1 protein-coding gene is annotated in these 619 nt (G+C 42.5%); it reads right to left on the reverse strand.

The annotated features are described in order from the left end of the window. Positions 1 to 619 (reverse strand): IS256 family transposase (locus GQR53_RS20550; RefSeq protein ID WP_165745062.1); only part of this gene is annotated, 619 nt, incomplete at both ends.

Consider the following 619-nt stretch of genomic DNA (forward strand, 5'->3'; position numbering starts at 1 on the left):
CTGTTGAGCGACTCAATGGCATTCGTTGTATAAATGGCTTTTCGTATTGCCTCCGGATAATTAAATAACGTGTTTAAATTGTCCCAATTCGCACGCCATGACTTTGCTATTTGAGGATATTGATTGTCCCATTTCTCTGCAAATCGCTCCAACTCCAGCAACGCCTCTTCTTCTGTCGACGAGCGGTAAATCAGCTTCAAATCGGCCGTCACGGCTTTATAATCTTTCCATGAGACATATTTCAATGAGTTTCGAACCATATGCACTATACACAATTGAACATGAGTTTGCGGGTAAGCAGTATTAATTGCACCAGGAAATCCCTTCAGCCCATCTACGCACGCGATTAAGATATCTTCAACGCCCCGTTGGCTTAATTCGGTGAGCACGCTCAACCAAAACTTAGCCCCTTCATTTTCTGAAATCCACATGCCAAGCAATTCTTTATGGCCGTCAATATTAATACCTAAAGCAAGGTAAATAGACTTTTTGATAACGCGCTTATCTTGGCGTATTTTTACAACCAAGCAATCCAAATAAACAATAGGATAAATCGCATCCAGGGGGCGAGATTGCCATTCAGTGACTTGCTCCATAACAGCGCTGGTAACACGTGACA

The organism is Pseudoalteromonas sp. Z9A6, from assembly GCF_011378805.1.
Taxonomy (GTDB): Bacteria; Pseudomonadota; Gammaproteobacteria; order Enterobacterales; family Alteromonadaceae; genus Pseudoalteromonas; species Pseudoalteromonas distincta.